Source organism: Ruegeria sp. HKCCD8929 (genome assembly GCF_013031405.1).
Taxonomy (GTDB): Bacteria; Pseudomonadota; Alphaproteobacteria; order Rhodobacterales; family Rhodobacteraceae; genus Ruegeria.
On sequence record NZ_WPZY01000008.1, the window covers coordinates 213095 to 233069 of the forward strand.

Consider the following 19975-nt stretch of genomic DNA (forward strand, 5'->3'; position numbering starts at 1 on the left):
AAAACTCAGGCGCCCTCTTGCACCGCGCGCGATGTCGGAGTAGGTGACGCGATACCTTTCGGGATGGGCGTGCGGCGATTCGGGCTGCGCGCCGCTTTTTATTCCGGAAACCGCGGCAGCGCCGCGAACAGATTCAGTAACGGGCACGTTCACGGTAGGAACGGGCCAAAGGCAAAGCAAGGACGGCAGGTTCATGGCGAAACGGTGGTACTCGGTCAGCGTTCTTTCGAACTTCGAAAAAAAGATCGCAGAACAGATCCGCACGTCCGTGGCCGAACAGGGCCTTGAGGATGACATCGACGAGGTTCTGGTACCCACCGAAGAGGTGATCGAAGTGCGCCGGGGCAAGAAGGTCACGACCGAACGCCGCTTCATGCCCGGCTATGTGCTGGTGCATATGGAAATGTCCGACCAGGGCTATCACCTGGTCAACTCGATCAACCGGGTCACCGGCTTCCTCGGCCCCCAGGGCCGCCCGATGCCGATGCGCGATGCCGAGGTGAACCAGATCCTCAACCGCGTTCAGGAAGGTGAAGAAGCGCCCAAGCTGATGATCACCTTCGAGGTGGGCGAAAAGGTCAAGGTCAACGACGGCCCGTTCGAGGATTTCGACGGCATGGTCGAAGGCGTCGACGACGAGAACCAGAAGCTCAAGGTCACCGTCTCGATCTTTGGCCGGGAAACTCCGGTCGAGTTGGACTTCACGCAGGTTACGAAGCAGAGCTAAAGAGCTTTCCGACAAGATACGCGAAGCCGCGATGCCACGGGCAGCGCGGCTTTTTTTCTTATTTGTCATTTGTCCAGACATTGTGGTCGTTCGCGTCTTTTGCGAAGCTGAGGTCGTGGTGGTGGTAAGGGCTATTTGACTTGAAGAATGTACTCAATCAATACCGTGGCCCGCTCACGCCGACGCAGATCGCGGAGGGAATTTCGGCGGCTCAAGAGAACGCGCGCCGCTTGATTGACGATGCAAGACTGTTGCTGGAAGCGGGACGGCTTCCATCTGCTGCTGCACTGGCCATTCTTTCCATCGAGGAGCGTGGCAAAACCATCGTGCTTAAAAGGCTTGCTCTTGTGCGGGAGCCAGCTGATTTGAAGACGACGTGGCGCGAGTATCGCAGCCATCGTGCGAAAAATGCTGGATGGATCATCCCACAACTCGTTCAAGACGGGGCGAGAACCATGCAAAGCATGGCGACGGTAGTCGATTACAACGCCGAACATGCTGTCGTACTAGACGCGCTGAAGCAGATAAGCTTCTACACTGATTGTCTTGCTAAGGCTCATTGGAGTATTCCCAATGAGGTAATTGATGAACCTTTAGTTCGGTCCTTGGTGTCATCGGCTGAAATGATGTGGGGTGGCCGCTCGATCACAACGCGCGAGATTGAGCTTTGGGCGGAGATCGTCGGACCTCACTACAATCAAGCTCGCATGGCCGAAGCAGTGATCGAGTGGCAGCACGCTATGGTCGCAGAAGGGCTCAGCGACACTTCGCCGAAAGAGCTAGAGGCATTCATGCGGGGAGAACCGATTGAGCCTGACAACGAACTTAACGCTAAAGATGCAAGGCACGATGTAACGGATTAGGGTAGCGATTTACAAGAAAGGAACGGTAGTACTGGGCTCGAAGCGGTCGCCTCAGATTGTGACGCCAGCCACTTGCCAACCTCTCCGTACCAATGTACACGCCGCCTCTATCGTCTTCGGGCGAGATTCTCTCGTGGGAGATTCCGGGATCGCGATCTTGGGTCGGACCACGCAACATAATCTGGTCGGGGCGCGCCCTGACTTAGTTGAAAGGAAAACCAAATGGCCAAGAAGCTTGCTGGTACAATGAAGCTGCAGGTTCCTGCAGGTCAGGCGAACCCGTCGCCGCCAGTTGGTCCGGCGCTGGGTCAGCGCGGCATCAACATCATGGAATTCTGCAAGGCGTTCAACGCCAAGACCGCAGACATGGAGCCCGGCGCTCCGTGCCCGACCGTGATCACCTATTATCAGGACAAGTCCTTCACCATGGACATCAAGACGCCGCCCGCGTCTTACTACCTGAAAAAAGCGGCTGGTCTGAAACCCGTCGGCAAGCGGAACCGCCCGCGTGGTGCGGAAAACCCCGGTCGTGAGACCGTGGCCACCGTGACCTCAAAGCAGGTTCGTGAAATCGCCGAAGCCAAAATGAAGGATCTGAACGCCAACGACGTCGAAGGCGCAATGCAGATCATCCTGGGCTCGGCCCGCTCCATGGGCATCGAGGTGAAGTAAGATGGCTAAACTCGGAAAACGCACCCGCGCCGCGCGCGAAGCTTTCGCCGGCAAGGACAACCTGTCGGTGGAAGAAGCTGTCTCGCTGGTCAAGGCAAACGCCTCGGCCAAATTCGATGAGACCGTCGAGATCGCCATGAACCTGGGTGTTGACACCCGCCATGCGGACCAGATGGTGCGCGGCGTGGTCGGCCTGCCGAACGGCACCGGTAAAGCCATGCGCGTTGCCGTCTTCGCCCGCGGCCCCAAGGCGGACGAAGCCAAAGAGGCCGGCGCCGACATCATCGGCGCAGAGGACCTGATGGAAACCATTCAGGGCGGCACCATCGAGTTCGATCGCTGCATCGCGACCCCGGACATGATGCCTGTCGTTGGCCGTCTGGGTAAGATCCTCGGCCCGCGCAACCTGATGCCGAACCCCAAGGTCGGCACCGTGACCATGGACGTGAAAGCGGCCGTGGAAGCAGCCAAGGGCGGTGAGGTCCAGTTCAAGGCGGAAAAAGGCGGTGTCGTGCACGCCGGCGTCGGCAAAGCCTCGTTCGACGAAGCCAAGCTGGTTGAAAACGTCCGTGCCTTCATCTCGGCCGTGGCCAAGGCCAAGCCGACGGGCGCCAAGGGCACCTACATGAAGAAAATCGCGCTGAGTTCGACCATGGGTCCGGGTGTGACCGTGGACGTGGCGCAGGCCTCGGGCGAATAAGCTCAGGCCGTCAGGTTTGAAAGATGAGTCCCGGGTGGTGCAAACCGCCCGGGATTTTCTTTTGCCGCATTCAGTGTCAGGGTTGGGCAAGGCGGCCTTGGCGGCCCGGGTTGGTGTTTCTCGCGGTAAGGAGGAGATCATGGAGACAAAACGGGACCTCCTCCAGCGGTTCCTGAAAGGGATCGAAACCGGGGATGCCATGGCTGCGGCGGTCGTCAACGAAGACAAGTACATTCAGCACAACCCCCAGACCCACGAAGGCAGCGAAGGCATTGCGGCGCTGTTTGCCCGACTGTCCAAGACCTCGCCACGGGTGACATTCAAACGGGTGTTCGAAGACGGCGATTTTGCCTTTGCTCATAACGAATACGATTTCGCCAGCCTGCGCGCGGCCTTCGAGGTGTTTCGGTTCGAGGATGGTCAGGCCGTTGAGCACTGGGACAACATTCAGCCTTTGCTCGGCCCCAACCACTCGGGGCGCGGTATGCTGGACGGCTCTACCGAGATCACCGATCTGGACAAGACCGAGGCCAATCGGGCCTTGGCGCGCACCTTTGTCGAAGAGGTGCTGATCGGTCGCCAGCCAGAGAGGTTGGCGGATTTCATTGCGGAGGATCTGATACAGCACAGCCCGGACCTTGCCGATGGCCTGCCCGCCCTGCGCACAGCTCTGGAGCAAACAGAAAATGGCCATCCGGTGCTGGTCTACGAGCGTCTCCATCGGGTTCTGGCCGAGGGCAATTTCGTGCTCTGCGTCTGCGAAGGCCAGCGAAAGGGCGTGCACACGAGCTTCTATGAGCTGTTCCGCATTGAGGCCGGTTTGATCGTCGAACACTGGGATACGGTCGAGGCGATTCCGCCCCGCGAAGAGTGGAAGAACAACAACGGAAAGTTCTGAAATCCCCGGTACCGCGATCCGGTCGCTGAACAGTAGCAAACACCTGCAATTTACCCCTTGGAAACCCCGGCGCTCTGGCCTAAAGAGAACTGCGGAATAAAGCGTGCGATTCGTCGTGCGCTTTATTTCGTTTCGTCCAAGACGGTGGGTGGGTCCATATGGCCCCTTAATCTCCTGCCTGAGACGGGAAAGACCAAAGAATTCGAGGGTCCCGCCCTCGGGCGAATTTTGGCTCAACCCCGTAACAACGGACCTGAACGCCGGGGTTTTGCCCTCGGCAAATATGAGCCGGGATGACCCATCATCCCTAACTTGGAGAGAACTGTGGATAGAGCCCAGAAAGAGAAAGTGGTCGAGGAACTCGGCCAGATCTTCGAAAGCTCTGGCGTCGTTGTGGTTGCCCACTACGTCGGTCTGACAGTTGCCGAGATGCAGGACCTGCGCGCGCGTGCACGCGAAGCGGGCGGGTCCGTGCGTGTTGCCAAGAACAGGCTCGCCAAAATCGCCCTTGAGGGAAAGCCGTGTGAAAGCATGGCCGACCTGCTGACGGGTATGACCGTTCTGACCTATTCCGAGGACCCCGTGGCAGCAGCCAAGGTGGCCGAGGACTTCGCCAAGGATAACAAGAAATTTGAAATCCTCGGCGGTGCAATGGGCGAGAACGCTCTGGACCGTGCCGGCGTTGAAGCCGTGTCGAAAATGCCGTCCCGCGAGGAGCTTATTGCTTCGATCGTGGGTTGCATCGGCGCACCTGCTTCGAACATCGCTGGCGCGATTGGCGCACCTGCAAGCAACATCGCAAGCATCCTTTCCACCATCGAAGAGAAGGCGGAAGCTGCGTAAGCGGTTGGCACTGAATGATCTGCGTGGGGTGAACACCCTGACGTTGGAACACACACTGTAAACGGAAAGAGCTGATACAATGGCTGATCTGAAGAAACTGGCAGAAGAGATCGTTGGTCTGACCCTGCTGGAAGCACAAGAACTGAAAACCATCCTCAAGGACGAGTACGGCATCGAGCCCGCAGCCGGCGGCGCCGTCATGGTTGCAGCTGGTGGCGACGCCGCCGGTGGCGCAGCCGAGGAAGAGAAGACCGAATTCGACGTCGTTCTGAAGAACGCCGGCGCTTCGAAGATCAACGTGATCAAAGAAGTTCGCGCACTGACCGGCCTGGGCCTGAAAGAAGCCAAGGAACTGGTCGAAGCCGGCGGCAAGATCAAAGAAGCTGTGTCGAAAGACGAAGCCGAAGAAGTCAAAGGCAAGCTGGAAGCAGCTGGCGCCGAGGTCGAACTGGCCTAAGCCCTTCTTCTGGTGCATCGCAGATGCATCGCAGAATTTGGCTGGGCCCGGAGAAATCCGGGTCCAGCCGAACCTGTCTTAGAAAGGGCCTCATGGATTGGGGCGTTTTCTAAGACGCGGTTCGCGGATCGGGAGGCCGCCACTCGGGACGGTGGCCATGAATTGATCCGGACGTGTCGTCTCGTATGTGCAAGGCGCCGGGGCCCGACGGTGTCTTTGCCCGCTGAGAACATCGAAAGGTGACATCTGACATGGCTCAATCGTTCCTTGGCCAGAAACGTCTTCGCAAATATTACGGCAAAATCCGCGAAGTGCTGGAAATGCCGAACCTCATCGAGGTCCAGAAATCTTCTTACGATCTTTTCCTGCGCTCCGGCGATGCCGATCAACCCACTGACGGCGAAGGCATCAAGGGCGTGTTCCAGTCGGTTTTCCCGATCAAGGATTTCAACGAAACCTCCGTTCTGGAGTTCGTGAAATATGATCTGGAAAAACCCAAATACGACGTCGAAGAGTGCATGCAGCGCGACATGACCTACAGCGCGCCGCTGAAGGTCACTCTGCGCCTGATCGTGTTCGATGTCGACGAAGACACTGGCGCCAAATCGGTCAAGGACATCAAGGAACAGGACGTGTTCATGGGCGACATGCCCCTGATGACGCCAAACGGGACCTTCATCGTCAACGGCACCGAACGTGTGATCGTCTCGCAGATGCACCGCTCGCCCGGTGTGTTCTTTGACCACGACAAGGGCAAGACCCACTCCTCGGGCAAGCTGCTGTTTGCCTGCCGCATCATCCCGTATCGCGGCAGCTGGCTGGACTTCGAGTTCGACGCCAAGGACATCGTCTTTGCCCGGATCGACCGCCGCCGCAAACTGCCTGTGACGACCCTGCTCTATGCGCTGGGTCTCGACCAGGAAGCGATCATGGACGCGTATTACAACACCGTGTCCTACAAGCTGGACAAGAAGAAGGGCTGGATCACACCGTTCTTCCCCGAGCGTGTGCGCGGCACCCGTCCGACCTATGATCTGGTCGACGCCAAGAGCGGTGAAGTGATTGCCGAAGCGGGCAAGAAGGTTACCCCGCGCGCGGTCAAGAAGTTGATCGAAGAAGGCGTGGTCACCGACCTGCTGGTTCCGTTCGATCACATCGTCGGCAAGTTTGTCGCCAAGGACATCATCAACGAGGAAACCGGCGCGATCTATGTCGAAGCCGGGGACGAGCTGACGCTGGAATACGACAAAGATGGCGAGCTGATCGGTGGTACCGCGAAGGAACTGATCGATGCGGGCATCACCGACATTCCGGTTCTGGACATCGACAACGTCAATGTCGGTCCGTACATGCGCAACACCATGGCGCAGGACAAGAACATGAACCGCGAAACCGCGCTCATGGACATCTACCGCGTCATGCGCCCGGGCGAGCCGCCTACCGTCGAAGCGGCCTCGGCACTGTTCGACACGCTGTTCTTCGACAGCGAGCGCTATGACCTCAGTGCCGTTGGCCGCGTGAAGATGAACATGCGTCTTGCTCTGGACGCGCCGGACACCATGCGCACCCTGCGCCGCGAAGACATCGTGGCCTGCATCAAGGCGCTGGTTGAGCTGCGTGACGGCAAGGGCGACGTGGACGATATCGACCACCTCGGCAACCGTCGTGTGCGTTCGGTCGGCGAACTGATGGAAAACCAGTACCGCGTCGGTCTGCTGCGCATGGAGCGCGCGATCAAAGAGCGTATGTCGTCGGTCGAGATCGACACCGTCATGCCGCAGGATCTGATCAACGCGAAACCGGCCGCGGCTGCTGTCCGCGAATTCTTCGGCTCGTCGCAGCTGTCGCAGTTCATGGACCAGACCAACCCGCTGTCCGAGGTTACCCACAAACGCCGTCTCTCGGCGCTTGGCCCGGGTGGTCTGACGCGTGAGCGTGCGGGCTTTGAGGTGCGCGACGTGCACCCGACCCACTATGGCCGGATGTGCCCGATTGAAACGCCGGAAGGTCCGAACATCGGTCTGATCAACTCGCTGGCCACATTCGCCCGCGTGAACAAGTACGGCTTCATCGAAACACCATACCGCGTCGTCAAAGACGCCGAGGTGACCGATGAGGTCCACTACATGTCCGCGACCGAGGAAATGCGTCACACCGTGGCGCAGGCGAATGCGACGCTGGACGCTGATGGGAAGTTCATCAACGATCTGGTTTCGACCCGTCAGGCCGGTGACTACACCCTCGCCCCGCGCGAGAATGTGGACCTGATCGACGTCAGCCCGAAACAGCTGGTCTCGGTCGCTGCATCGCTGATCCCGTTCCTTGAAAACGACGACGCCAACCGCGCTCTGATGGGCTCGAACATGCAACGTCAGGCGGTTCCGCTGCTGCGGGCCGAGGCACCGCTGGTCGGTACCGGCATCGAGGAAAAGGTTGCGATCGACTCGGGTGCTGCGATTCAGGCGAAACGCGCCGGTATCATCGACCAGGTCGATGCCCAGCGTATCGTTATCCGCGCCACCGAGGATTTGGAACTGGGCGACGCTGGCGTTGACATCTATCGTCTGCGCAAATTCCAGCGTTCGAACCAGAACACCTGCATCAACCAGCGTCCGCTGATCAAGGTGGGTGACACCGTCCAGAAGGGCGAGGTTATTGCCGATGGTCCGTCGACCGATATGGGCGAACTGGCCCTGGGTAAGAACGTGGTCGTCGCGTTCATGCCGTGGAACGGGTACAACTACGAAGACTCGATCCTGATCTCGGAACGTATCGCGCGTGACGACGTCTTCACCTCGGTCCATATCGAGGAGTTTGAAGTCGCCGCCCGTGATACCAAGCTGGGCCCGGAAGAGATCACCCGCGACATCCCGAACGTCGGTGAAGAAGCGCTGCGCAACCTCGACGAGGCGGGCATCGTTTACATCGGCGCGGATGTTGAGCCGGGCGATATTCTGGTCGGCAAGATCACTCCGAAGGGCGAAAGCCCGATGACCCCGGAAGAAAAGCTGCTGCGCGCCATCTTTGGTGAGAAAGCATCCGACGTGCGCGACACCTCGCTGCGCGTGAAGCCGGGCGATTACGGTACGGTTGTTGAGGTTCGCGTCTTCAACCGTCACGGCGTCGAGAAAGACGAGCGTGCGCTGCAGATCGAGCGTGAGGAAGTCGAACGTCTGGCCCGTGACCGGGACGACGAGCTGGCGATCCTGGACCGCAACATCTATGCGCGTCTGCAAGGCTTGATCCTGGGTAAAACCGCTGTCAAAGGCCCGAAAGGCGTCAAGGCAGGGTCGGTGATCACCGAGGAACTGCTGGAGACCCTGACCCGCGGTCAGTGGTGGCAGCTGGCGCTGGAAGGCGAGCAGGATGCACAGATCGTTGAGGCTCTGAACGAGCAGTACGAAGTGCAAAAGCGTGCTCTGGACGCCCGTTTCGAGGACAAGGTCGAGAAGGTTCGTCGTGGCGACGACCTGCCGCCGGGTGTGATGAAGATGGTCAAAGTCTTCATCGCCGTGAAGCGTAAGCTGCAGCCGGGCGACAAGATGGCCGGTCGTCACGGGAACAAAGGTGTGATCTCCAAGGTTGTTCCGATGGAAGACATGCCGTTCCTGGCCGATGGTACACCGGTTGACTTCTGCCTGAACCCGCTGGGCGTGCCTTCGCGTATGAACGTGGGTCAGATCCTTGAGACCCACATGGGTTGGGCCGCGCGCGGTCTGGGTCTCAACATCGACGAGGCTCTGGGTGAATACCGCCGTTCCGGCGACCTGACCCCGGTGCGCGAAGCGATGAAGCTGGCCTATGGCGAAGATGTCTACGAAGAAGGCATCACCGGTCTGGACGAGGATGGCCTGATCGAGGCTGCGGGCAACGTGACCCGCGGTGTTCCGATCGCAACCCCGGTCTTTGACGGTGCCAAGGAAGCAGACGTCAACGACGCACTGGTGCGCGCGGGCTTCTCGGAAAGCGGTCAGTCGGTTCTGTTCGACGGTCGCACCGGTGAGCAATTCGCGCGTCCGGTGACCGTGGGCATCAAGTACCTGCTGAAACTGCACCACCTTGTGGACGATAAGATCCACGCGCGTTCGACCGGGCCGTACAGCCTGGTTACTCAGCAGCCGCTGGGTGGTAAGGCGCAGTTCGGTGGTCAGCGCTTTGGTGAGATGGAAGTCTGGGCTCTGGAAGCTTACGGCGCCGCCTACACCCTGCAGGAGATGCTCACCGTGAAATCGGATGACGTCGCCGGCCGGACCAAGGTCTACGAGTCGATCGTCAAGGGCGAGGATAACTTTGAAGCGGGCGTACCGGAATCGTTCAACGTTCTGGTTAAAGAAGTCCGCGGCCTCGGCCTGAATATGGAACTCCTGGATGCGGAGGTTGAGGAATAAGAATTTTAAAAAATTCTTGGGCGGAAACTTTTGAAGTTTCCGCTCACCTCTCCCCCCTTCCGCAAGATTTGAGGTAACAAATGAACCAGGAAATCACCAACAACCCGTTCAACCCGCTGACGCCCCCGAAGGTCTTCGACGAGATCAAGGTCTCGCTGGCGTCGCCCGAGCGGATCCTGTCTTGGTCCTATGGCGAGATCAAGAAACCCGAAACCATCAACTACCGGACGTTCAAGCCCGAGCGTGACGGCCTGTTCTGCGCGCGTATCTTTGGCCCGATCAAGGATTACGAATGTCTGTGCGGCAAATATAAGCGGATGAAGTATCGCGGCGTTGTCTGCGAAAAGTGTGGCGTGGAAGTCACCCTGCAGAAAGTCCGCCGCGAGCGTATGGGCCACATCGAACTGGCCGCGCCGGTCGCACACATCTGGTTCCTGAAATCGCTGCCGTCCCGCATCGGTCTGATGCTGGACATGACGCTGCGCGATCTGGAACGCGTTCTGTACTTTGAAAACTATGTTGTCATCGAGCCCGGTCTGACCGACCTGACCTATGGCCAGATGCTGACCGAAGAAGAGTACATGGATGCGCAGGATGCTTACGGCATGGATGCGTTCACCGCCAATATCGGTGCCGAAGCCATCCGTGAGATGCTGGCCCAGATCGATCTGGAAGCCGAGGCCGAACAGCTGCGCGCTGATCTGGCCGAGGCAACCGGCGAGCTGAAGCCCAAGAAGATCATCAAGCGTCTGAAAGTTGTTGAATCCTTCCTCGAGTCGGGCAACCGGCCTGAATGGATGGTGATGACCGTGATCCCGGTCATTCCGCCGGAACTGCGTCCGCTGGTTCCGCTGGATGGTGGCCGTTTCGCGACCTCGGATCTGAACGATCTGTATCGCCGCGTCATCAACCGGAACAACCGTCTGAAGCGTCTGATTGAACTGCGCGCGCCTGACATCATTGTCCGCAACGAAAAGCGGATGCTGCAGGAATCCGTTGACGCTCTGTTCGACAACGGCCGTCGCGGCCGCGTAATCACCGGCGCCAACAAGCGTCCGCTAAAATCGCTGTCGGACATGCTGAAAGGTAAACAGGGCCGCTTCCGTCAGAACCTTCTGGGTAAGCGCGTCGACTTCTCGGGCCGTTCGGTCATCGTGACCGGTCCGGAACTCAAGCTGCACCAGTGTGGTCTGCCCAAGAAGATGGCGCTGGAGTTGTTCAAGCCGTTCATCTACTCGCGCCTTGAAGCCAAAGGTCTGTCTTCGACCGTGAAACAGGCGAAGAAACTGGTCGAGAAAGAGCGTCCCGAAGTGTGGGATATCCTCGACGAGGTGATCCGCGAACACCCGGTCATGCTGAACCGTGCGCCGACGCTGCACCGTCTTGGCATCCAGGCGTTCGAGCCGGTTCTGATCGAAGGTAAAGCGATCCAGCTGCACCCGCTGGTCTGTTCGGCCTTTAACGCCGACTTCGACGGTGACCAGATGGCGGTTCACGTGCCGCTGAGCCTTGAGGCGCAGCTGGAAGCGCGTGTTCTGATGATGTCGACGAACAACGTTCTGTCGCCCGCAAACGGCGCGCCGATCATCGTTCCGTCGCAGGACATGATCCTTGGTCTCTACTACCTGACGTTGGAACGCGAAGGCATGCCGGGCGAAGGCAAGGTGTTCGGCTCCATCGACGAGGTGCAGCACGCGCTGGACGCGGGCGAGGTGCACCTGCACTCGAAGATCACCGCGCGGATCGCGCAGATCGACGACGAGGGCAACGAGGTTCTCCAGCGGTTCGAGACCACCCCGGGCCGTGTGCGCCTGGGTGCTCTTCTGCCGATGAACAACAAGGCCCCGTTCGAATTGGTCAACCGTCTGCTGCGGAAGAAAGAAGTGCAGCAGGTGATCGACACCGTCTACCGTTACTGCGGCCAGAAAGAGTCGGTGATCTTCTGCGACCAGATCATGTCGATGGGCTTCAAGGAGGCGTTCAAGGCCGGTATCTCGTTCGGCAAGGACGACATGGTGATCCCCGGTGACAAATGGGGCATCGTGGACGATACCCGCAGCCAGGTGAAGGACTTTGAACAGCAGTACATGGACGGCCTGATCACGCAGGGCGAAAAGTACAACAAAGTTGTCGATGCCTGGTCGAAATGTAACGACCGCGTCACCGAGGCGATGATGAACACCATCTCGTCCTCGGCCAAGGACGAGGGCGGCGCCGAACAGGAACCGAACTCGGTCTACATGATGGCTCACTCGGGCGCGCGGGGCTCGGTCACTCAGATGAAACAGCTGGGCGGGATGCGCGGCCTGATGGCCAAGCCGAACGGCGACATCATCGAGACGCCGATCATCTCGAACTTCAAGGAAGGTCTGACCGTTCTTGAATACTTCAACTCGACCCACGGCGCCCGTAAGGGTCTGTCGGATACCGCTCTTAAGACGGCGAACTCGGGCTACCTGACCCGCCGTCTGGTGGACGTGGCGCAGGACTGCATCGTGCGCGACCACGACTGCGGCACCGACCGTGCGATCACTGCCGAGGCAGCGGTCAACGATGGTGAGGTCGTTGCCTCGCTGGCCGAGCGTGTGCTGGGCCGTGTGGCTGCCGACGACATCCTGCGTCCGGGCACGGATGAGGTGATTGTGGCCGCCGGTCAGCTGATCGACGAGCGTATGGCCGACACCATCGATGAGGCCGGCGTTCAGTCGACCCGCATCCGTTCGCCTCTGACCTGTGAGTCCGAGGAAGGCGTCTGCGCCACCTGCTACGGCCGTGACCTTGCACGCGGCACCATGGTGAACACCGGTGAAGCGGTCGGCATCATCGCCGCCCAGTCCATCGGTGAACCCGGCACCCAGCTGACGATGCGAACCTTCCACATCGGCGGCGTTGCCCAGGGTGGCCAGCAGTCGTTCCAGGAAGCCAGCCAGGACGGTGTCGTTGCGTTCGAGAACCCGCAGATCCTGGCCAATGCCGCAGGCGAAAGCCTGGTCATGGGCCGGAACATGAAGCTGGTGATCAACGACGAGCACGGCGAAGAGCGTGCCAGCTTCAAGCTGGGCTACGGCTCCAAGCTGTTCGTCAAGGACGGCACCAAGGTGGCGCGTGGCGACAAGCTGTTCGAATGGGATCCCTACACCCTGCCGATCATCGCAGAGAAAGCCGGTACCGCGAAATATGTCGACCTTGTTTCGGGCCTTGCTGTCCGTGACGAGACCGACGATGCAACCGGCATGACCCAGAAGATCGTGATCGACTGGCGCGCTGCCCCCAAAGGCAGCGATCTGAAGCCTGAGATCATTCTGGTCGGTGAAGATGGCGAGCCGGTCCGCAACGATGCGGGCAACCCGGTTCACTATCCGATGTCGGTGGATGCGATCCTGTCGGTTGAAGATGGTCAGACCATCGAAGCCGGTGACGTTGTCGCGCGTATCCCGCGTGAAGGCGCCAAGACCAAGGACATCACCGGTGGTCTGCCGCGTGTGGCCGAACTGTTCGAGGCCCGTCGTCCCAAGGATCACGCGATCATCGCCGAAGCCGATGGTTACGTGCGCTTTGGCCGCGACTACAAGAACAAGCGCCGCATCACCATCGAGCCCAGCGACGAGTCGATGGAGCCGGTCGAATACATGGTGCCTAAGGGCAAGCACATCCCGGTGCAGGAAGGCGACTTCGTGCAGAAGGGTGACTATATCATGGACGGCAACCCGGCCCCGCATGACATCCTGTCGATCATGGGTGTCGAGGCTCTGGCCGATTACATGATCAACGAGGTGCAGGAGGTCTATCGTCTGCAGGGCGTTAAGATCAACGACAAGCACATCGAGGTCATCGTGCGCCAGATGTTGCAGAAGTGGGAGATCCTGGATTCGGGCGACACCACCCTGCTCAAGGGCGAACATGTCGACAAGCAGGAGTTCGACGCGGCCAACGAGAAGACGTTGTCGCGCGGTGGCCGTCCGGCACAGGGCGAGCCGATCCTGCTGGGCATTACCAAGGCCTCGCTGCAGACCCGTTCGTTCATCTCGGCGGCCTCCTTCCAGGAGACTACCCGCGTGCTGACCGAAGCCTCGGTTCAGGGCAAGAAGGATAAGCTGGTCGGCCTCAAGGAGAACGTCATCGTGGGCCGTCTGATCCCGGCCGGTACCGGTGGCGCCACCCAGCGCGTCCGCCACATCGCGCAGCAGCGCGACAACGTGGTGATCGAAGCGCGCCGGGAAGAGGCCGAAGCGGCGGCTGCTCTGGCGGCTCCGATCATGGAGGACGACATCATCGGGGACGAGTTCGACACCCTGGTCGATACCCCGGAAAGCCGCGAGTAACCCTTGCCGATTTGAACTGAGTAAGGCCCCGCAGAAATGTGGGGCCTTACTGTTTTCAACGGTCTGTTTCCCGGTTGCCTTTGGGTCAGATCGTTGTTTTTGCGGTGGGGTTGGTGCTGTGACAGAACCGGAATTGTAGGGTTTTGCAATGTCGGTGCCAAACGAACGAGAGGTGAGGCCCTTGGCGAACAGATTTGTCCTGATCTCGGGCTGTTCCGGCGGTGGAAAGTCGACGCTGCTGACCGAGCTTGAACGGCGCGGGCATGCAGTTGTCGAAGAGCCGGGCCGCCGCATCGTCGCGGAAGAAAAGGCCGGATCGGGCTCAGCCTTGCCCTGGGTGGACATGGCCGCCTTCGCCCGGCGCGCGGTCGCGGTGTCTCGAACCGATTTGTCCAAGGCGCGCGACGTTCAGGGATTGGTGTTCTTCGACAGGGGGTTAGTCGATGCTGCCGTGGCTTTGGAACATTCAGCCGGTGTGCCCTATCGCGAGACCATCGGCAGCCGCAGGCCCTATTCGAACCCGGTTTTCCTTGCGCCACCCTGGCCCGAGATTTTCACTCAGGACCCGGATCGCCGCCACGATCTGACCTCGGCCATTGAGGAATTCGAACGCCTGCAAGCCGCATGTGCCGGAATGAACTACGACATCCAGCTCTTGCCAAAAACCGGCGTCAAGCAGCGTGCGGACTTCGTTCTTGATGTGGTTTCACAGTCCCAATAGCGGGCGTTCGAGGCGCATGTTAGCGGCTTCGGGCGCTGACAACAGTGCAGCCACAGTCATCTTGGTTGCCATAAATCTGCGATTGCCATTCCGCAGGTGTCCCCCCAATGTGCCGAAACAGTGGACATTGAACCAGCGCTGGCTCCACGCGGCCCGAAACATATCGACACCATTGGGTAACAGATCATGGCACCGAACCTGACAGGCGCCCTTTTGATGATGGGCAGCATGGCCGCCTTCACCGTGAACGACACACTGGTCAAGGCGGTCGGCGCCGACCTGCCCCTGTTCCAGCTTGTCACCCTGCGCGGGATACTGGCGACGGTGCTGATCTATGCCTTGGCCGGCCACCTCGGCGCCCTGCACCTGCGCTTTCCGCGCCGCGACAAGGTGCTGATCCTGCTCCGGTGCATGACCGAGATTGGCGTGACCTTCTTTTTCCTGACCGCGCTGATGCACATGCCGCTGGCCAATGTCACCGCGGTGCTGCAGGCGCTGCCGCTGACGGTGACACTGGGGGCGGCGCTGGTTTTCGGCGAGCAAGTGGGCTGGCGGAGGATGACCGCCATCGGGATAGGCTTTCTGGGCATGCTGCTGATCGTCCGGCCCGGGCCGGACGGGTTCTCGATCCATGCGATCTATGCGCTGATGTCCGTGGTCTGCATCACCGCGCGGGACCTGCTGACGCGGCGGATGTCGGCCGAGGTGCCCTCGATGGTCGTCACGCTGGCCACCTCGCTCGCGGTCACGCTCACCGCCGCGCTGGCCTCGGTTACCACCGGATGGGTGCCGGTCAGCGCCGAAAGCGGTGTCCTGATCGTGGCGGCGGCGGGGTTCATCCTGATGGGATACCTGTTTAGCGTGATGGTGATGCGGGTGGGAGAGGTGGGTTTTGTCGCGCCGTTCCGCTATTCCGGTCTGATCTGGGCGCTGCTGCTGGGCTGGGCGGTGTTCGGCGACTGGCCAGACCCGGTGACGCTACTGGGCGCGGGGCTGGTCGTTGCGGCGGGCCTCTTCACCTTGTTCCGCGAGCGGGCGCGTCAGGACGCGGCAAACACCCGGCACACCTGATCGGCGTCGATGGCAAACCGGGTGGCGAACTCACCCTCCTGCCCCGGCGTCAGCGGGCTCAGTTCCACCGGTTTCGCCTTCACCTGCGGCGAGTCGTTGTACCGGTTATGGCTGCGCAGCCACATCGGCGCATCGGTAAAGCTCACCACCGGCATGAAACGCCCGATCTTGGTATGGGCGAAGTTCATGATGGTCTGCTTGCAACCGCCCTGGACATACATGCCGAGCGCTGGCGTCGCAAAGGGCCGCACCACCTCCTCGGCGGCGATGCCATCGGCCCCGAGCCGCGCAATGAAGCCGCGATTATAGTCGATAGCCACGGTCTTGTTCTTGCGGATTAGCCCGTCGCAATCGCGCACCGCCTGGCGCATCCGCTCGATGAAATCGACGGCCACCGCATCGTCATCATCGAACCGGAACTGCAGGCAGGGTTTGTCCGGGTTCCGGCGGGCGGCATTCAGCACCTCTTTCATCACTTCCCGATGCCTGCGCGGCGGCTGCACCACGATCCGAACCTGCGGCATGTCCGCCGTCAGATCGTGCAGCCGGTCGCGATGCGGTGCAGACAAACTGTCCCCGATCACGATGATCAGATCGAAATTCTGTCGTGTCTGCGCGCGCAGGCCCGGCAGGGCGACGGTCTCGAACAGACGAAAGCGTTCTTCGATCCGGTCGGGCTGATAGAGGTAGCGGATACGCTCCTCGATACTGTCATGCCCGACCTGAAAACCACCGATGGCCGGGTAGGAAAAACGGCATAGACCGATTGCTTGCATGGGGGGCCTTTCACGCGGGCAGGGCTTTGCACCGGACTATGCCGAGCGCACCCTGAGCGCGCAAGAACACCAAAGGCTTGCACTGCGATCAAACCCCCAATAAGCCCATGCAAACCAACGTATCCCCTGCATCGAGGGTACCGCTGTTGACACCGGCTGCGACTCCCCCTATTACGCGCGACATCTCGGTGCCGGGGGCCGCCCCAAAACCGATTTCAGTAATGAACTGGTCAAGGCCCGGACAATTTTGCCGTTCGCGCCCTCTGATAACCAACCGCGACGTTCACCTCGGAATGGGAACGCTCGCGGGTTTTGCGCTTGTGGACGCATCGGCGCAGTGAATTGAAACCGCACGCAACGCGCGTGCATGTCATGTGTGTTGCAAAACGGGGAAGAAACCGGAATGCCAACTATTCAACAGCTGATCCGCAAACCGCGGCAGCCGAAAGTAAAACGCTCGAAGTCCATGCACCTGGAGCAGTGCCCGCAGAAACGCGGCGTCTGCACCCGCGTGTACACCACCACGCCGAAAAAGCCGAACTCGGCGATGCGTAAGGTTGCCAAGGTGCGCCTGACCAACGGGTTCGAGGTCATCTCGTACATCCCCGGGGAAAGCCACAACCTGCAGGAACACTCGGTTGTTCTGATCCGTGGCGGCCGTGTGAAAGACCTTCCCGGTGTGCGTTACCACATCCTGCGCGGTGTTCTGGATACCCAGGGCGTCAAAGACCGTAAGCAGCGTCGTTCGAAATACGGCGCGAAGCGTCCCAAGTAAGAAGGAGAGGCCGAGATGTCCCGTCGTCACGCCGCCGAAAAACGCGAAGTCCTGCCTGACGCCAAATTTGGCGACAAGGTTCTGACCAAATTCATGAACAACCTGATGATCGACGGCAAGAAGTCGGTCGCCGAGCGCATCGTCTACAACGCCTTTGATCGCGTTGAGAACAAGATCAAGCGCGCTCCTGTCGAAGTGTTCCACGAAGCGCTCGACAACATCAAACCGTCGGTCGAGGTCCGCTCGCGCCGGGTTGGTGGTGCCACCTATCAGGTTCCGGTCGAAGTGCGCCCCGAGCGCCGCGAAGCTCTGGCCATCCGCTGGCTGATCACCGCTGCCCGTGGCCGTAACGAAAACACCATGGAAGAACGCCTTGCCGGCGAACTGCTGGACGCCGTTCAGTCCCGCGGTACCGCCGTGAAAAAGCGTGAAGACACCCACAAGATGGCCGAGGCGAACAAAGCCTTCAGCCATTATCGTTGGTAATCCGAGAGGCTTAGACCAATGGCACGCGAATATCCGCTCGAACTATACCGTAACTTCGGTATCATGGCGCACATCGACGCAGGCAAGACCACCTGCTCGGAGCGTATCCTGTATTACACCGGCAAATCCCACAACATCGGTGAGGTGCACGATGGTGCAGCCACCATGGACTGGATGGAGCAGGAGCAGGAACGCGGCATCACCATCACCTCGGCTGCGACCACCACCTTCTGGGAGCGCACCGAGGACGGTCAGACCGCCGATACCCCCAAGCACCGCCTGAACATCATCGACACCCCCGGCCACGTTGACTTCACCATCGAAGTCGAGCGTTCGCTGGCGGTTCTCGACGGTGCCGTCTGCGTTCTGGACGCAAACGCCGGTGTTGAGCCCCAAACCGAAACCGTGTGGCGTCAGGCTGATCGCTACAAGGTTCCGCGCATGGTGTTCGTCAACAAGATGGACAAGATCGGCGCCGACTTCTTCAACTGCGTCAACATGATCGAAGACCGCACCGGCGCCCGCGCGGTTCCGGTCGGTATCCCGATCGGCGCAGAATCCGAGCTCGAAGGCCTGATCGACCTGGTCACCATGGAAGAGTGGCTGTGGCAGGGCGAAGACCTGGGCGCAAGCTGGGTCAAGGCTCCGATCCGCGACGAGCTGAAGGACATGGCCGAGGAATGGCGCGGCAAGATGGTCGAAGCGGCCGTCGAGCAGGACGACGACGCCATGATGGAATACCTGGAAGGCAACGAGCCCGACGTTGCAACCCTGCGCAAACTGCTGCGCAAGGGCACGCTGGCGCTGGACTTCGTTCCGGTTCTGGGTGGGTCCGCGTTCAAGAACAAGGGCGTTCAGCCGCTCTTGAACGCTGTGATCGACTATCTGCCCAGCCCGCTGGACGTTGTCGATTACATGGGCTTCAAACCCGGCGACGAGGAAGAAGTTCGTGACATCGCCCGCCGTGCCGACGACGCCATGGCGTTCTCGGGTCTGGCGTTCAAAATCATGAACGACCCCTTCGTCGGCTCGCTGACCTTCACCCGGATCTACTCGGGTGTCATGAACAAGGGCGACTCGATCCTGAACTCGACCAAAGGTAAGAAAGAGCGCATCGGTCGTATGATGATGATGCACTCGAACAACCGGGAAGAGATCGAAGAAGCGTTTGCAGGCGACATCATCGCGCTGGCGGGTCTGAAAGACACCACCACCGGTGACACCCTGTGTGATGCGAAGGATCCGGTGGTTCTGGAAACCATGACTTTCCCCGATCCGGTGATCGAGATCGCGGTCGAGCCCAAGACCAAGGGCGACCAGGAGAAGATGTCCCAGGGTCTGGCCCGTCTGGCCGCCGAAGACCCGTCCTTCCGCGTGGAGACCGATATCGAATCCGGTCAGACCATCATGAAGGGCATGGGCGAACTTCACCTGGACATCCTGGTGGACCGTCTCAAGCGTGAATTCAAAGTCGAGGCCAACATCGGTGCGCCGCAGGTGGCCTATCGTGAGACCATCGGTCACGAGGTCGAGCACACCTACACCCACAAGAAACAGTCGGGTGGTTCGGGTCAGTTCGCCGAGGTGAAGATGATCATCTCGCCGACAGAGCCTGCCGAAGGTTACTCGTTCGAGAGCCGCATCGTTGGTGGTTCGGTGCCCAAGGAATACATCCCGGGCGTCGAAAAGGGCATCAACTCGGTTATGGACTCGGGTCCGATGGCCGGCTTCCCGGTGATCGACTTCAAGGTTGCCCTGATCGACGGTAAGTTCCACGACGTGGACTCCAGCGTTCTGGCCTTTGAAATCGCCGCCCGTATGTGCATGCGCGAAGGGATGCGCAAGGCAGGTGCGAAACTGCTGGAACCGATCATGAAGGTCGAAGTGATCACCCCGGAAGAATATACCGGCGGTATCATTGGCGACCTCACCTCGCGTCGGGGCCAGGTGTCGGGTCAGGAACCGCGCGGCAACGCCATCGCGATTGACGCGTTCGTGCCGCTGGCCAACATGTTCGGCTACATCAACACCCTGCGTTCGATGTCGTCGGGCCGTGCCCAGTTCACCATGCAGTTCGACCACTACGATCCGGTTCCGCAGAACATCTCGGACGAGATCCAGTCGAAATATGCCTAATACGGGAGGGCCGGGCTGAAGCCCGGCCTACCCACAACTCATAGGCCGGGCTTCAGCCCGGCCCCCGCAAAACAAGGAGGCCATCATGGCAAAGGAAAAGTTTGAGCGTACGAAACCGCACGTGAACATTGGCACGGTTG

15 protein-coding genes are annotated in these 19975 nt (G+C 60.0%); 14 read left to right on the forward strand and 1 reads right to left on the reverse strand.

Annotated features, from left to right (window positions below):
- Nucleotides 1–193: 193 nt before the first annotated feature.
- From nusG to GOX53_RS14715, 11 genes are all read left to right on the forward strand, one after another.
- Nucleotides 194–727, forward strand: a complete 534-nt coding sequence (gene nusG / locus GOX53_RS14665; protein ID WP_171177591.1) for a transcription termination/antitermination protein NusG — start codon at nt 194–196, stop codon at nt 725–727.
- A 140-nt stretch (nt 728–867) separates the two neighbouring features.
- Nucleotides 868–1590 (forward strand): AbiV family abortive infection protein, encoded by a 723-nt coding sequence (locus GOX53_RS14670; RefSeq protein WP_217351781.1) that lies wholly within the window; start codon nt 868–870, stop codon nt 1588–1590.
- Nucleotides 1591–1812: 222 nt separating this feature from the next.
- On the forward strand, nt 1813–2262 hold the full coding sequence (rplK, locus tag GOX53_RS14675) for a 50S ribosomal protein L11 (protein WP_010440985.1): 450 nt from the start codon (nt 1813–1815) through the stop codon (nt 2260–2262).
- Between the two features lies 1 nt (nt 2263).
- Nucleotides 2264–2962, forward strand: coding sequence for a 50S ribosomal protein L1 (rplA, locus tag GOX53_RS14680; RefSeq protein ID WP_171177593.1), 699 nt, complete (start codon nt 2264–2266; stop codon nt 2960–2962).
- Nucleotides 2963–3101: 139 nt separating this feature from the next.
- Nucleotides 3102–3860 carry a nuclear transport factor 2 family protein gene (locus GOX53_RS14685; protein ID WP_171177595.1) on the forward strand — a complete coding sequence of 253 codons (759 nt, stop codon included), beginning with the start codon at nt 3102–3104 and terminating at the stop codon, nt 3858–3860.
- Between the two features lie 324 nt (nt 3861–4184).
- On the forward strand, nt 4185–4703 hold the full coding sequence (rplJ, locus tag GOX53_RS14690; protein WP_171177597.1) for a 50S ribosomal protein L10: 519 nt from the start codon (nt 4185–4187) through the stop codon (nt 4701–4703).
- A 79-nt stretch (nt 4704–4782) separates the two neighbouring features.
- Nucleotides 4783–5160, forward strand: coding sequence for a 50S ribosomal protein L7/L12 (rplL, locus tag GOX53_RS14695; RefSeq protein ID WP_171177599.1), 378 nt, complete (start codon nt 4783–4785; stop codon nt 5158–5160).
- Between the two features lie 251 nt (nt 5161–5411).
- Complete coding sequence (rpoB, locus tag GOX53_RS14700) at nt 5412–9548, forward strand: DNA-directed RNA polymerase subunit beta (protein ID WP_171177601.1); 4137 nt, start codon at nt 5412–5414, stop codon at nt 9546–9548.
- 80 nt (nt 9549–9628) lie between these two features.
- Nucleotides 9629–13870 (forward strand): DNA-directed RNA polymerase subunit beta', encoded by a 4242-nt coding sequence (gene rpoC, locus GOX53_RS14705; RefSeq protein ID WP_171177604.1) that lies wholly within the window; start codon nt 9629–9631, stop codon nt 13868–13870.
- A gap of 181 nt (nt 13871–14051) precedes the next feature.
- Nucleotides 14052–14591: an AAA family ATPase gene (locus GOX53_RS14710; protein WP_254446570.1), complete on the forward strand. Its 540-nt coding sequence runs from the start codon at nt 14052–14054 to the stop codon at nt 14589–14591.
- Nucleotides 14592–14777: 186 nt separating this feature from the next.
- The gene (locus GOX53_RS14715) at nt 14778–15662 is read left to right on the forward strand and encodes a DMT family transporter (RefSeq protein ID WP_171177608.1); all 885 of its coding nucleotides are present in this window, start codon (nt 14778–14780) and stop codon (nt 15660–15662) included.
- Here GOX53_RS14715 and GOX53_RS14720 read toward each other — a convergent pair.
- Nucleotides 15632–16438, reverse strand: coding sequence for a putative rhamnosyl transferase (locus tag GOX53_RS14720; RefSeq protein ID WP_171177610.1), 807 nt, complete (start codon nt 16436–16438; stop codon nt 15632–15634). The two genes, GOX53_RS14715 and GOX53_RS14720, sit on opposite strands and share 31 nt — an antisense overlap.
- Nucleotides 16439–16841: 403 nt before the next feature.
- Here GOX53_RS14720 and rpsL point away from each other — a divergent pair, with 403 nt between their 5' ends.
- The 3 genes from rpsL to fusA are packed head-to-tail and all read left to right on the forward strand — an operon-like array spanning nt 16842 to nt 19835.
- A complete protein-coding gene (gene rpsL, locus GOX53_RS14725; protein ID WP_005621086.1) occupies nt 16842–17213 on the forward strand; it encodes a 30S ribosomal protein S12 in 372 nt (123 codons plus the stop codon).
- Nucleotides 17214–17228: 15 nt separating this feature from the next.
- Nucleotides 17229–17699 carry a 30S ribosomal protein S7 gene (rpsG, locus tag GOX53_RS14730; RefSeq protein ID WP_039529242.1) on the forward strand — a complete coding sequence of 157 codons (471 nt, stop codon included), beginning with the start codon at nt 17229–17231 and terminating at the stop codon, nt 17697–17699.
- An 18-nt stretch (nt 17700–17717) separates the two neighbouring features.
- Nucleotides 17718–19835: an elongation factor G gene (gene fusA, locus GOX53_RS14735; protein ID WP_171177612.1), complete on the forward strand. Its 2118-nt coding sequence runs from the start codon at nt 17718–17720 to the stop codon at nt 19833–19835.
- The last annotated feature ends 140 nt before the right edge of the window (nt 19836–19975 follow it).